This window comes from Frigoribacterium sp. PvP121 (assembly GCF_017833115.1).
Classification (GTDB): Bacteria; Actinomycetota; Actinomycetes; order Actinomycetales; family Microbacteriaceae; genus Frigoribacterium; species Frigoribacterium endophyticum.
In genome coordinates, this window is sequence record NZ_JAFIBR010000001.1 from 1344164 (window position 1) to 1357342 (window position 13179).

Consider the following 13179-nt stretch of genomic DNA (forward strand, 5'->3'; position numbering starts at 1 on the left):
GGCATGACGTCTTCCTCGAGCCCTACCGTGGTCGACCGCAGCCGGGTGCTCCGGGCGGAGTTCGCGCCCTACCTCCCGCTGATGGACTTCCTCGCCGAGCTGCTCGGCCCACGCACCGAGGTGGTGCTCCACGACACGAGCGACCTCGGCCGGTCGATCGTCGCCCTCACGAACGGCCACGTCAGCGGACGCACCGTCGGCGGCCCCGCGACCGACCTCGTGCTCAAGGTGCTGCAGAACCACGAGCACGACGACCGTGACTACCTCGCGAACTACCTCGCTGAGTCGCGCACGGGCGGGACCTTCCGGTCGTCGACCTTCTTCATCCGCGACGAGGCGGGCGACGTCGTCGGCATGCTCTGCCTCAACATCGACGACGAGCCGCTCACCCGGGCTCGCGACCTGCTCGCCGCCATCACGGCCACGACGGGCCTCGTGAAGGGCGCCTCCGAGGGAGGCACGCCCGGTGCGCCGGAGAGGCCCGCGGCGGTGGCCGAGCGGCTGAGCACGACCGTCGACGAGCTCGCGCTCGACGGCGTCGCCCGGATCGTCGCGGCCCGTGGCGTCGACCCGCAGCGGATGACGCCGGAGGAGAAGGTCTCGGCCGTCCGCGACGTGGAGCGAGCCGGCGTCTTCCTGCTCAAGGGAGGCGTCGCCCAGGTCGCCGAGGCCCTGCACGTGTCGGAGCCCACCGTCTACCGGTACCTCAAGCAGGTCCGCCGCGCCTCCTCGTAGGCTCTCCGCCGGCCGTGCCCGGGCGCGGGATCGCGACCCACAGGTCGACCTCGTCGTCGACGTCGAGCCCGAGGGCGGCGGCCGTCTCGTCGGTCGTCAGGGCGACCACGGTGACGGCCGTGTCGGAGTCGGGGCCTCCGCTGCGCACGACGATGCGGCTCGACCGCACTGGCTCCAGGTGCCGGGCGACCTCGTCGAGGAGGTCGTCGAGGTCGGCGGGCGCGATGTCGTCGAGGCCGCCGTCGTCGAGCACCTGCACCAGTGCGCCGCGTCGACGGTGCGCCGAGACGGTCGCCCGCACCGCGTCGTTGAGGAGCCCGCGGCCGCGGATCTCGTCGCGCAGCGCCTGCTCGAGCACGCGGCACTCGGCCCGCGCGGCCTCGTCGAGCTCGCCTCCGGCGTCGACGATGCGCTGGAGCATCGGGGCGGCGGTCCGCCGGGCGTGCCGCAGCCGGCGGCGTCCCTCGGCGTGGAAGGCGTCGAGCTCGGCGTGCTTCGTCGTCAGCGCGCGGTGCGTGTGCGCGGCCACGTCCGCCGCGGCGCCGACGCGGCGGACGGCGCGGTGCATCAGCAGGCCGGCGACGACGATGACGATCTCCGCCGCCAGGCCGAGCCGGAGCACCCCGTACGGCCCGGCCCACACGGCGATCTGGACGACGAGCACCCCCACCGCGACGAGGGGCGGACCGCGGCGGCCCGCCATCCACCCCATCACCGCGCCGGCCAGGACCCCGCAGGTGTACCGGGCGATCGACACGCAGTCGAAGGTCGCCGGGTCGAGCCCGATGGTCGCCACGGCGCAGAGCAGGCAGCTGACCGCGGTGGTGCCCCAGGCCGCGAGGTCGGACATCGTGCCGGCCCGGGCTCCGCGGAGGAGGGTGGGCAGGATCAGCAGCCCGAGGAGCGAGGCGACCACGGAGCCGTAGGCCCGCGTGACGATCAGGGCGTCGAGCGAGGCGGCGAGCACCGCGACCAGGATGAGCGCGCCGAGGGCGTGGTACAGCCGACGGCGGGGGACGAGCTCGAGCAGGTCGCGGCCCGGCCGACGGACGGGCCCGGAGGTGCCCCCCGTGCCCGGGCGCCACTCGAGCGTGACGACCGTCCCCTCGCCCGGCGCGGAGACCACGTCGGCGACGCCGCCGACGGAGGCCACGCGCTCGAGGACGGAGACGCGGACGCCGAGCCGCTCCGCCGGGACGCCGGCCGTGTCGAACCCGACGCCGTCGTCCGACACCGTCACGCGCACGCCCCCGCCCGGCAGGGGCACGGCGACGGCCGCCCGCGCCACCGCCGCACGGGCCGCCGCCCCGCCAGCGTGCCGCACGCTGTTCGTGAGCGCCTGCACGGTGGCCCCGACCAGGGCGTCCGCGACGTCGTGGGGGAGGCGGACGTCGCGCGCCGGGGCCAGGTCGAGACGGGCGTGCCCCCGGAACGGCGACAGCTCGCCCTCCGCGGCCGACACCGCCTCCCCGAGGGTGAGCGACGGGCGGGCTGCCGTGGGGCGGCCGTCGGGCACGGTGAGGACGTCGAGGGAGGACCGGGCCATCGCCGAGGCACGGCCGGAGGCGCCGCCCGCGGCGGCGGCGAGGAGGGCGGCCAGCACGGTGTCGTGCAGCAGCGCGTCGGTGTGCGCTCTCTCGGCGTCCGTCGCGACGCGCCGCTCGTGGGCCTCGACGAGGAGGCGGGCCCGGCGCTCGACGTCGTCGGCCCGGTCCGCGCTCGCCCGCAGCGCCCGGACGCCGAGGACGAGGGCGGCGGCCAGGAGGCCGAGCCCGATCAGGTCGACCAGGGTGTGGGTCGCCGTGGACCGACCGGCGTAGACGCAGGCCAGGGCGAGGTCGAGGCCCGCGCAGATCGCGGCGGCCCGCGCCGGGCTCGGCTCCGCGACCGCGGTGCAGCTGAAGGCGATCAGCGACAGCCCCAGGAGCCACGGCGTCGACCCGGCGGGGAGGGCGTCGCGGAGGGTGAAGGGCTCGACGACGAGCAGGCCGACGTAGGCGACCACGGGCAGCCACAGGCCGGTGTTCACCGGGCCGGGGTGCCGCAGGAGCGCGAGCGGCAGGGCCGCGACCATCGAGCCGGCCAGGGCCAGCGACAGGACGACCAGCGCGGGCCCGACGGCGTGGTGGTCCGCCGCCCAGGTCGGCAGGGCCAGGAGCACGAACAGCAGCGCCGCGACCGCGAGGGTCGCGGCCATGCCGCGCTCCACGCCCCGACGGAGCGGGCCGCCGCCCCGGCGGTCGGGTCCGACCGGGGTGGGAGGCCCCGGCGGCGCCGACTCCGTGCCCCTGGCCAGCTCGCCCGCCAGGTCGACGGAGCTCGTGGTCATGTCGTCACGGTATTTCTGCGCGTCAGGTGTGGTCGACACCCCCGAACGGGCCAGTGCGCATCCTGGATGACGGGGTGCCGAGGGCGCGGCCGCCGCCCCGGGCGACGACGATGAGGGCGCCGGCGGCGGCGGCCCCCGCGACGGCCCACGCCGCGGCGGCGACCGCTCCCGCGGGGTGGGCCACCGACTGCCCGAGCGACGCCTGCAGCGCGAGCAGGACGGTCGCCGCGCCGTACGCGACCGCCGCCACCAGCACCAGCCGGAGCTGGACGACGGCCGACGCGAGCATCGGCACCCGCCGCCCCAGCGCGCCGAGCAGCAGCGCCGCGAGCGGCAGCGCCTGGAGGGCGTGCATGCCGACGAAGTGGGCCACGCGGTAGTCGCCGCCGACCGTGCTCCACCCGAGCAGGGCGAGCCCCGGCCCGCCGTCCACGACGCCCACGGCGTGGGCCCCGACGATGCCGGTGGGGCTCGCGATCTGCGCCCCCGTGGGCCCGGTCATCAGGAAGGCCACGCCGATCCCGCCGAGGGCGATCAGCGCACCTGCCCGGACGGCGACGGTGAGGGCCGGCGTGGGGAGGCGCAGGCCGACGAGCATCAGCGAGGTCACGAAGGTGCAGAGGTACATGACCGTGATGGCGGCGGCCATCGCGCCCCAGACGACGACGTGCAGGCCGTCCGAGACGTTGAAGTGGCTCGTCGTGCCGGTGGCGACCGCCCAGACGATGAGCACCTGCTCGACGAGCAGCGTCGCGGCGATCACGGTGCCGAGGCGCGCGGCGAGCACCCGGCGGCGCGGCAGGTGAGCGATCAGCCACGCCCAGGTCACCGCGTAGAGGCCGATCGAGAGCGAGAACTTGAGGGGCTTGGCCCAGGCGGGCGCGCCGAGGATCGTCCGCGGGTCGGCCACGAGCCCGACGACGCAGGCCACGGCGCACACGGCCATCACGGCGGCCAGCCCCATGAGCGGAGGGTGCCAGGCGACGGCCCGGCGCAGCCCGGCGGTCACCGGGCCACCGCCCGGGCGTGCTCCAGCGTGGCGGCGACGCCGACCGCCGCCGGGGTCGCGGTGAGGCCGAGCTCGCGGGAGGCGCGGGTCGAGTCGAAGACGTACGGGGCCGTGCTCTGGTACGAGAGCTCGAGCGTCTCGCGTGCGGCCGACGCGAAGAGCGCGCCGAGGCGGAGCGTCGCCGGGCTCATCACCGACATGCGGTCGCGGGCGACGCCCGCGAGCACGCCCCACTCCCGCCCGGTCAGGGGCGGTGCCGTCGGCACGTGCCAGGTCCGGCCCCGGGCGCGCTCGTCGGTGCCGAGCACGGCCAGCGCGTCGCCGACGTCGGGCGTGTAGGTCAGCGAGTGCGGCTGGTCGGCGTCGAGCAGCCAGGTGGGTCGCTTGCCCGCCACCACGCGGTCGACCACGAAGCCCTGGAACGCGCTGGTGGCGGCGCCGGGCCCGTAGAAGTCCGCGCTGCGGGCGGTCGTCACGGTCAGCCCGCGGCCGCGGAGGGCGTCGAGCTGCCCGAGCGCCTCCGCCCGCACCGCCCCCTTGCGGCTGGTCGGGCGGAGGGGCGTCTCCTCCGTCATCGGGCCCTCGACCGGACCGTACGCGTAGACGTTGTCGAGGTGGACGAGGTGGACGCCCTCGTCGAGGGCGGCCCGGGCGGCGTTGCGGACGACGATCGGCCACTGCTCGCGCCAGGTGCGGGTCGAGTACGGCAGGCCCGCGACGAGGTAGGCGACGTCCGCGCCGCGCAGCGCGCGGCGCACGTCGTCGCCGTCGAGGAGGTCGGCGACCACCGACGTGCCGTCCCCGTCCGTCACGGGGCGTCGGCCCACGGCGACCGGGTCGTGGCCGAGGGCGCGGAGCGCGCGGGCGGTCTCCCGCCCGACGACGCCGTGGCCGCCGAGCAGCACGTGCCGCGACGCGCTCACGAGCGTCGGCCGTCCTCGTCGGCGACCGGGAAGAGGTCGTGCGTGACGTCCTCGTGCGCGAGGCGGCGGAGGCCGGCGAAGAGCGGGTCGCCGAGCACGGTGCCCACGACCATCAGCTCCGCGACGCCGTCGCGGTCGTGACGGCCGCCCAGCGCCGCCACGTCCGCCCGGGCGGCCGTCGCCGCCGCGGTCAGGTACGCCTGCAGGTAGTCGTCGGTGGGCTCGAAGTCGATCGTGCCCAGACCGTCGAGAGCGCGGGCGGCGGCGTCGAGGCCGGGGTTCTCGTCGGTCGTCGCCCAGCCGGCGGCGCTCGTCAGCGCGGCCACGCGCTCGCGGGCCGCGGGGCTCGGCGCGGCGTCCTGCGCCCGGGGCGAGCTCATCGCGTGCTGGGCCGCGGCGAACGCCTCGGCGAGCGGGGCGTCGTCGGCGTCGAGGGCGGCGAGGACGTCCTTCGCGGCCGCGACCGAGAGGCCCCCGACCTCGAGCAGCGCCCGGACGAGGCGCACCCGCCGCACGTGCCGGTCGTCGTACGAGGTCTGGTTCGGGGAGGTCTTCTCGCCCGGAGGCAGCAGCCCTTCACGTTGGTAGTACTTGACCGCCGTGAGCGGTGTGGTCGCCTCCTGGGCGAGTTCGGATATGCGCACTATCGGAGAGTAGCGCTATCCATTCGTGCAGCACAAGAGGAATTGCCCCCGTCGACGACGAGGAGGCGCGGTGCAGGTCTCCCCGCACCGCGCCTCCCGCAGGCCGCCCGCGCCTACTTCGTCAGCGGACCGTAGAGCGCCGGCGACGTGCGGGCGTGGGTCGCCTGCTCGAACGCGTAGCTGAGGCCGATGAGCGTCGACTCGTCGTAGTCGCGGCCGAGGAACTCGAGGTTGACGCCCGCGCCCGTGACGGTCGCGTCGGCCGCGATCGCCTGGCCCATCGGCACCGTCACGGCCGGCATGCCCGTGTTGGGGCTGAGGCGCATGTTGGTGCTGAACGAGTTGTACGCGACCGCCGAGGGGTAGATCAGGGCGTCGAGGTCGCCCCCGTCGAGCATGCCCGTGACGAGCTGCTGGCCCGCGGCGATCTGCGTCGTGTGCGACCCGGTCGGGCCGGCCCAGGCCTGGTACTGCGCCTCGGTCACCGCGGCGCGCGCCGTGTAGATGCTGGCCCGCGACTGGACGTACCGACCCGACGCCTGGATCTCGGGGATCGTCCGCGCCGTCACCTCGGGGGCGAGGTGGTCACGGGTGTAGGCGGCGAGGTCGTGGGCGAACTCGTTCGTGCTGCCGCTCGACTCGGAGAGCACGCGCGCGAACCCGGCGGGCGGGGTGACCGCGACGACGGTCGCGCCCTGGGCCCGGAGGGTCGCCAGCGACGCGGCGAAGAGCCGCTGCGTCGTCACGTCGGTGCTGACCATCGAGGCGACGTAGCCGATCCGGGTGCCCTCGAGCGCCGTCGGGTCGAGCGCGGCCGTGTACGAGGTCGGCACGCGGCCCTGCTGCTCGGCGGTGACGGGGTCGCTCGCGTCGACGCCCGTGACGGCGTCGAGCGCGATCGCGGCGTCGGTGACGCTGCGGGCGAGGGGGCCGCCGGTGTCCTGGCTGAGGGCCAGCGGCACGATGCCGGTGCGGCTGGTCAGCCCCACCGTGGGCCGGACGCCGACGAGCTGGTTGTACGACGACGGGATGCGGATCGAGCCGCCCGTGTCGGTGCCGAAGCCGATGCCCGCGAGGTTCGCGGCGATCGCCGCGCCCGTGCCGCCGCTCGAGCCGCCGGCGGTGCGGCTCGTCACGTACGGGCTGGCGACGAGGGTCGTCTGCCCGGCGGGCTGGCCCGCGGTGTACTCCGAGGCGAAGCCGTAGGCGAACTCGTCGAGGCTGGCCTTGGCGAGGACCACGGCGCCGGCGTCGCGGAGTCCCGCGACCATGGTCGCGTCGTCGTCGGTCTGGTTCGCGTCCCAGCAGCCGCAGCCGGCCGTGGTCGGCATGTCGAGGGTGTCGTAGTTGTCCTTCACGGCGATCGGCACGCCGAGCAGCATGCTCGTCATGCCCTGCGAGGCACGGGTGGCGTCCGCCGCGGCGGCCGCGGCGAGGGCCTCGTCGTTCGTCGTGATGATCGAGTGCAGCGGGCGCCCGTCAGCGGCCGGGTCGACCTTCGCGGTGTCGTACGCGGCGATGCGGGCCAGGTAGTCGGTGGTGAGGTCGACCGAGCTGACGACCCCGGCGTTCATCGCGGCCTGCATGTCGACGGCGCTGGCCTCGACGAGCTGGAACTCGCCGTCGTCGTAGATCGCGCGCTGCGACACCGCGGCGACGTCGGCCACGGTGATCACGCCGTCGGCGTCGACGTCGGCCGTGGCGACCGCGTCGAACTCGGCGGAGGGCGACGTGGCCCCGAGGGCGGCGGAGACCAGCTCGAGGTCGGCCGCGGTGACCTGGTCGTCGCCCGTCAGGTCGAGCTCCGTGTAGTACGGCGCGAGGAACGCCGCGACGGGCGCGTCGTCGGCGGCGGCGCCGGGCGCGACGACCAGCCCGCCGACGGCGAGGGCCGAGATGATCGAGGTCGCGGCGACCGTGGCGGTGCGTCGGCGAGGGGTCATGGCGGGCAGTCTCCGGGGTGACGGCGACGAGGGCGTCGCGGGGGCGAGGGGAGCGTGGGAGTCGCGGGCCGGCAGCCCGGCCCGGTCGCGGGCGCTCATCGGGTCGCCGCCGCACGGCGACGGAGGGCCACGGCGGCCACGACGAGCAGGCCCAGCACGAGCAGCCCGGCACCGCCGGCCACGAACGGCCAGCTGTCGGAGCCGGTGAACGCGAGGTCGTCGCGGGAGCCGGTGGCGGTCGGGCGGCCGGCGGCCGCGCCCGTGACGGGCGTCGCGGCGGTGGGGCTCGCCGAGGGCGCGGGGGCGCCGGCCGTCGGGCTGGCGGAGGGCTGCGGGGCCACCGGTGCGGCGGCCACCGCGACGACGGCGGAGGCCGTCGGCGTGACCACGAGGCTGCTGCCGTCGGCGCCGATCAGCTCGACCGAGTCGAGCGTCACGGCGGCGCCGCCCGCGGCGACCGCGGTGAACTGCAGGTCGACGGTGAGGTCGCCGGTCAGGGCCGGGGAGCTGCCGAGCCGCGTGTGCAGGATCGAGAGCGACCCGTCGGCCACCTGGACGTCGTCGAAGCCGCCGCTCGGCGACGTGGCGCTGTCGGCGACGTAGTCGAGGGCGACGTCGTCGAAGCCGACCTCGAGGTCGTACGCGTAGACGTCCCCGGTGCCGGTGAGCACGACCGAGACGTCGACGACGTCGCCCACCGTGGCGGTCGCGGGGGCCGTGACGGTCGCCGAGGCGAGGACGGGGGCGGCGGAGGCGGGGGTGGCGCCGAGCGCGACCGCGGCGAGGGCCAGGGCGACGGCCGTCGCGGAGCTGCGGGCGCGCGGGGGGCGCCGACGGAGGGGCTTCATCGGGAGGGAGTCCTTCTCATGGGGAGGAGCGGCGGAGGGTGGTGTGCAGGAGGCTCGAACGGTATCCAGGGCGTGTTTCCGGCTCACGCTCAGGTCGGTTTCGGGTTCGTTACGTCTGCCCGCGGCCCGGTCTGCTGGTCGGCGTTGTGCGCCTCCACCCGGCCTGTCACCATGAGCGCGGGCGGCTCGCCCCCCACAGACAGGAGACGACATGGCCGAGGACGGCTTCACGAAGGAGGAGCGCGCCGCGATGAAGCAGCGCGCCGCCGAGCTGCGGGTCGAGGCGAAGCGCCAGAAGCTCGCGGACAAGGCCGCGGCGGAGGAGGCCGACGCGCTCGCCGCCATCGCCGCCATGACCGAGGTCGAGCGGCCGATCGCGCAGATGGTGCACGAGATCGTGGCCGAGCACGCCCCGAGCCTCCGGCCCAAGACCTGGTACGGGTTCCCCGCCTACGCGCGGGAGGACGGCAAGGCCGTCGTGTTCTTCCAGCCGGGCGCGAAGTTCGGCACGCGGTACTCGACCCTCGGGTTCCAGGACGGCGCGCAGCTCGACGACGGGGTGATGTGGCCCACGGCGTACGCCGTCACGGGCGTCGACGACGCGACCCGCGCCTCCCTCGGGGCCCTGGTCCGGCGCGCCGCCGGCGACTGACGGGCGGTCGCCCGCGGCGGGTCAGACGCTGTCGGGGTCGAGGTTGATCGTGTTGCCGTAGATGAGGTACTGCTGGTCGCCGGTGACGAGCAGGCCGGCGTTGAGGTAGATGAGGGCCGCGGGCGTGATGCCGAAGCGCGCGGCGACGGCGTCGATGGTGTCGCCGGCCGCGACGAGGTAGCCGCGCGGGCCGCCCGCGGCCGTCGACGACACGACGGTGCCGGTCGCGAGGTCGGCGGAGCCCGAGTCGGCGACGACGATGTTCGTCTGGCGGCCGGGCACCGACCACGTGACCGGCGTCACCGCGAGCACCTTCTCGGGGCCGATCTCGACGGGCAGGTCGGCTCCGTCGGTGGCGGCGGAGTAGGTGACCAGGGTGCCGAGGTAGCCGGGGGTGCTCGTCCCGAGGAGGGTCGAGGTGGCGAGGGCGGGCTCCGTCGTGGGGCCGCCGAGCTGGAGGTCGCCCGGGCCGTGCGCCGTGAGCCCGTCGCCGACGCTCGGCGCGATCTCGATCAGGGTCGCGCCGACCGGCACCGGCAGCGTCGAGGTGAAGCCGGAGTACTCCATCGAGAAGGTGTCGTCGCCGTTCGCGGTCGCCCGCCAGTGGTAGGCGACGCTGCCCTTCGGCGAGCGGACGTCGCCCTCGGAGACGACCGTGCCGGCGGCGACCGGCGTGACGAACGGGGCCGGGACGGCGGGGTCGGCCGGCGGTGCCGTCGCGGGGCGCGGGGTCGGCGAGCCGGTGGCGGTCGCGACGGTCGGCGTCGACGAGGGCGTGCTCGGCGCGGCGGCCTGGGCGGTGCGCGTGGCGGTGGTGGTCGGCGTCGGCTCGGCCTCACCGGGCCAGAGGGCCCAGCCGACCGCGCCGATGGCGATCGTCGCCACGGCGACGACGCCGCCGACGATCGCGATCACCCGGCCACGGCCGCGCCGCGGCGCCTCGGTGCTCGTGGTGGTGCTGCCCGTGGTGGTGCTGTCGTCCATCTGTCGTTCCCCCTCGGGCCAGCCTAGGGGGGTCCGCGGGCCGGGCGCGAGCAGCGCCGCCCCCGCACCGCAGCAGCGCGGGCGCTCGCGCCTGAGCCCGCCCGGCGCAAGCCCCCGTCGCACATCGGACGAGGCGGGGCGCACGGCGGAGCGGAGCAATAGAGTTGGGCCCGGTCCGTCACGCGACGGCGCGTCTCCCGCGGGCCGTACCGCTCATCCGCTCCAGGAGGACCACCCGTGACCGAATCCGTTCCCGTCGACCCCACCTCGACCGAGGCGTGGCAGCAGCTCGCCCGCATCGCCGACGGCTTCTCGCCCGACCTCCGCGCCTGGTTCGACGCCGAGGCCGACCGTGCCGAGCGCCTCACCTTCCAGGCCGCCGACCTCACCGTCGACCTCTCCAAGGGCCTCGTCACCGACGAGGTCCTCCAGCACCTCCTCCAGGTCGCCACCGACACCGGCGTCGCGGAGCGCTACCAGGCCATGATCTCGGGTGAGCACATCAACGTCACCGAGGACCGCGCCGTGCTGCACACCGCCCTGCGCCGCCCGAAGGACGGCGCCGAGCTCGTCCCCGCGGCCGGCTTCGTCGTCGACGGCCAGGACGTCGACGCCGACGTCCACGCCACGCTCGACAAGGTCTACGCCTTCGCCGAGAAGGTCCGCTCCGGCGAGTGGGTCGGCGTCACCGGCAAGCGCATCGAGACCGTCGTCAACATCGGCATCGGCGGCTCCGACCTCGGCCCCGTCATGGTCTACGAGGCGCTCAAGCCCTACGTACAGCAGGGCCTCGAGGTCCGCTTCGTCTCCAACATCGACCCCACCGACGTCTCCGAGAAGACCGTCGGCCTCGACCCCGAGACCACCCTCTTCATCGTCGCGTCGAAGACCTTCGGCACGCTCGAGACCCTCACCAACGCGCGTCTCGCCCGCGACTGGCTCTGGCGCGGCCTCGCCGCCGCCGGCGCCCTCGACGACACCGACGAGGCTCGGAAGGGCGCCGTGGCGAAGCACTTCGTCGCGGTCTCGACCGCCCTCGAGAAGGTCGCCGCGTTCGGCATCGACCCCGAGAACGCGTTCGGCTTCTGGGACTGGGTCGGCGGCCGCTACTCCGTCGACTCCGCCATCGGCACCTCGGTCGTCATCGCGATCGGCCCCGACGCCTGGCGCGAGTTCCTCGCCGGCTTCCACGCCCTCGACGAGCACATGCGCACCGCTCCGCTCGAGCAGAACGTGCCCGTGCTGATGGGCCTGCTCAACGTCTGGTACTCGAACTTCCTCGGCGCGCAGAGCCACGCCGTGCTGCCCTACTCGCAGTACCTGCACCGCTTCCCCGCCTACCTCCAGCAGCTCACGATGGAGTCGAACGGCAAGAGCGTCCGCTGGGACGGCTCGCCCGTCACCACCGACACCGGCGAGGTCTTCTGGGGCGAGCCCGGCACGAACGGCCAGCACGCGTTCTACCAGCTCATCCACCAGGGCACCCGCATCGTGCCCGCCGACTTCATCGCGGTCGCCAACCCGGCGCACCCCCTGAAGGACGAGTCGGGCGACGGCAGCACGGTCGAGCCCGGCCAGGACGTGCACGCGCTCTTCATGGCGAACTTCTTCGCGCAGTCGAAGGCCCTGGCCTTCGGCAAGACGGCCGACGAGGTCCGCGACGAGGGCACCGCCGAGGCGGTCGTCCCCGCCCGCGTCTTCAGCGGCAACCGCCCCACGACGTCGATCCTCGCCCCGGCGCTGACCCCGAGCGTGCTCGGCCAGCTGATCGCGCTCTACGAGCACATCGTCTTCGTCGAGGGCACCATCTGGGGCATCGACTCGTTCGACCAGTGGGGCGTCGAGCTCGGCAAGCAGCTCGCGCTGCAGATCGCCCCGGCGGTCGACGGCGACGTCGCCGCGCTCGAGGCGCAGGACAGCTCGACCGGCGCGCTCATCGCGAAGTACCTGGAGCTGCGCGACTAGCGAGCGACGAGGTCACCGGGCGAGGGCCCGGGGGAGGCGCGGTGCAGGCTCGACCTGCACCGCGCCTCCTGCGTCCGGGCCGTGTCGTCGGCCCCCGCCGGGCTCAGCCCGCGGGCGGCACGCGCACGGTCAGCGCGTGGTGCGCGACCGTGATGGCGACCTCGCTGACGAGGCCGCGGGGGTCGCCGTCGATCTGGATCTCCTGCGGGGCGGCGAGCTGCACGCGCATCGCCCGCGCCTGGGCGAAGCGCATCGAGCGGGGCCGGGGGCTCCACCGGGTGACGACACGGCCGACGCCGGTGCGGTGCAGCAGGCGGTTGAAGGCGAGCCGGTAGCCGATGTACGTCCACCCCTGGCCGCGCCCGGGGCGGAGCACGACCGCGTCGAGCAGCCCGTCGTCGACGACGGCGTCCGGGATCATCAGGATGCCCGCGGTCAGCGTCCCCGAGTTGCCGACGATCACCGTGTGCACGCGGGTCGACACCGGGGGCTCGTCGTCGAGCGCGTACGTCATGTCGAACTGGCGGTTGCCGAAGACGCTCCGCGCGATCGGGTCGGAGTACGCGAGCCAGCCGATCCGGGCCTTGAGCCGGGGGTCGGTGTGCCCGGCCATGTGGGCGTCGACGCCGATGCCGGTCATGACGAGGAAGGCGTGGCTCGTGCTCGTCCCGTCGGGGCGCCCGAGCTCGACGGTGCCGACGTCGACCGGGCGGTCGCGGCCGCCGAACGCGGTCTCGACCGCCGAGCGCAGCGCGTTGAGGGGCAGGCCCAGCTCCCGGGCGAACAGGTTGCCGGTGCCCGCGGGCACGAGCCCGAGCGGGGTGCCCCGCCCGGCCGCGACCTCGGCCACGGCGCGCAGGGTGCCGTCGCCCCCGGCCACCACGAGGAGTCGCGGGTCGGCCCCCAGCGCCGCCTCGGCCGCCGAGCGCCCGTCGTCGCCCGCGCTCGTCTCGAACCACGTCGCGGGGACCCAGCCGAGCCGCTCCTCCTGCTCGGCCACGAGCTGCCGGAGCGCGGCGACGTCGACCTTCACCGGGTTGACCACCACGGCGGCCCTGGCGGGTGTCGGAGCGTCGTGCCGGGGTGGTTCCACGGACGAGACCCTAGTGCAGGGCGCCGGTCCGCCCGCCGGTACACTCCCAGACGG

The 13179-nt window shown here is 75.4% G+C and carries 11 protein-coding genes; 3 read left to right on the top strand and 8 right to left on the bottom strand.

Annotated elements, in window-relative coordinates; all coding sequences use genetic code 11:
- Window positions 1-3: 3 nt before the first annotated feature.
- The gene (locus tag JOE43_RS06345) at window positions 4-735 is read left to right on the top strand and encodes a transcriptional regulator (protein WP_209515952.1); all 732 of its coding nucleotides are present in this window, start codon (window positions 4-6) and stop codon (window positions 733-735) included.
- Here the strand turns inward: JOE43_RS06345 and JOE43_RS06350 are convergent.
- The 6 genes from JOE43_RS06350 to JOE43_RS06375 form a co-directional block, all read right to left on the bottom strand.
- Window positions 707-3064 carry an ATP-binding protein gene (locus JOE43_RS06350; RefSeq protein WP_209515955.1) on the bottom strand — a complete coding sequence of 786 codons (2358 nt, stop codon included), beginning with the start codon at window positions 3062-3064 and terminating at the stop codon, window positions 707-709. The two genes, JOE43_RS06345 and JOE43_RS06350, sit on opposite strands and share 29 nt — an antisense overlap.
- A gap of 22 nt (window positions 3065-3086) precedes the next feature.
- On the bottom strand, window positions 3087-4028 hold the full coding sequence (locus JOE43_RS06355; protein WP_245187123.1) for a hypothetical protein: 942 nt from the start codon (window positions 4026-4028) through the stop codon (window positions 3087-3089).
- A gap of 41 nt (window positions 4029-4069) precedes the next feature.
- Window positions 4070-4996 carry an NAD-dependent epimerase/dehydratase family protein gene (locus JOE43_RS06360; protein ID WP_209515958.1) on the bottom strand — a complete coding sequence of 309 codons (927 nt, stop codon included), beginning with the start codon at window positions 4994-4996 and terminating at the stop codon, window positions 4070-4072.
- The gene (locus tag JOE43_RS06365; RefSeq protein ID WP_209515962.1) at window positions 4993-5640 is read right to left on the bottom strand and encodes a MerR family transcriptional regulator; all 648 of its coding nucleotides are present in this window, start codon (window positions 5638-5640) and stop codon (window positions 4993-4995) included. Before JOE43_RS06365 ends, JOE43_RS06360 begins: the two co-directional genes overlap by 4 nt.
- 113 nt (window positions 5641-5753) lie before the next feature.
- Window positions 5754-7583, bottom strand: a complete 1830-nt coding sequence (locus JOE43_RS06370) for an amidase family protein (protein WP_209515965.1) — start codon at window positions 7581-7583, stop codon at window positions 5754-5756.
- Between the two features lie 95 nt (window positions 7584-7678).
- Window positions 7679-8431, bottom strand: coding sequence for a cohesin domain-containing protein (locus JOE43_RS06375; RefSeq protein WP_209515968.1), 753 nt, complete (start codon window positions 8429-8431; stop codon window positions 7679-7681).
- A gap of 211 nt (window positions 8432-8642) precedes the next feature.
- Between JOE43_RS06375 and JOE43_RS06380 the strand changes: the two genes are divergently transcribed.
- Window positions 8643-9083 (top strand): hypothetical protein, encoded by a 441-nt coding sequence (locus JOE43_RS06380; RefSeq protein WP_209515972.1) that lies wholly within the window; start codon window positions 8643-8645, stop codon window positions 9081-9083.
- A 21-nt stretch (window positions 9084-9104) separates the two neighbouring features.
- Here the strand turns inward: JOE43_RS06380 and JOE43_RS06385 are convergent, their stop codons facing one another.
- Window positions 9105-10067 (bottom strand): LysM peptidoglycan-binding domain-containing protein, encoded by a 963-nt coding sequence (locus JOE43_RS06385; protein WP_209515975.1) that lies wholly within the window; start codon window positions 10065-10067, stop codon window positions 9105-9107.
- 237 nt (window positions 10068-10304) lie between these two features.
- On the opposite strand from JOE43_RS06385, the gene pgi reads away from it, so the two are divergent.
- Entirely contained in the window at window positions 10305-12032 is a 1728-nt protein-coding gene (gene pgi / locus JOE43_RS06390; RefSeq protein WP_209515978.1) for a glucose-6-phosphate isomerase, read from the top strand.
- A gap of 103 nt (window positions 12033-12135) precedes the next feature.
- Here the strand turns inward: pgi and JOE43_RS06395 are convergent, their stop codons facing one another.
- Window positions 12136-13125: a diacylglycerol kinase family protein gene (locus JOE43_RS06395; RefSeq protein WP_307803265.1), complete on the bottom strand. Its 990-nt coding sequence runs from the start codon at window positions 13123-13125 to the stop codon at window positions 12136-12138.
- Window positions 13126-13179: the final 54 nt, after the last annotated feature.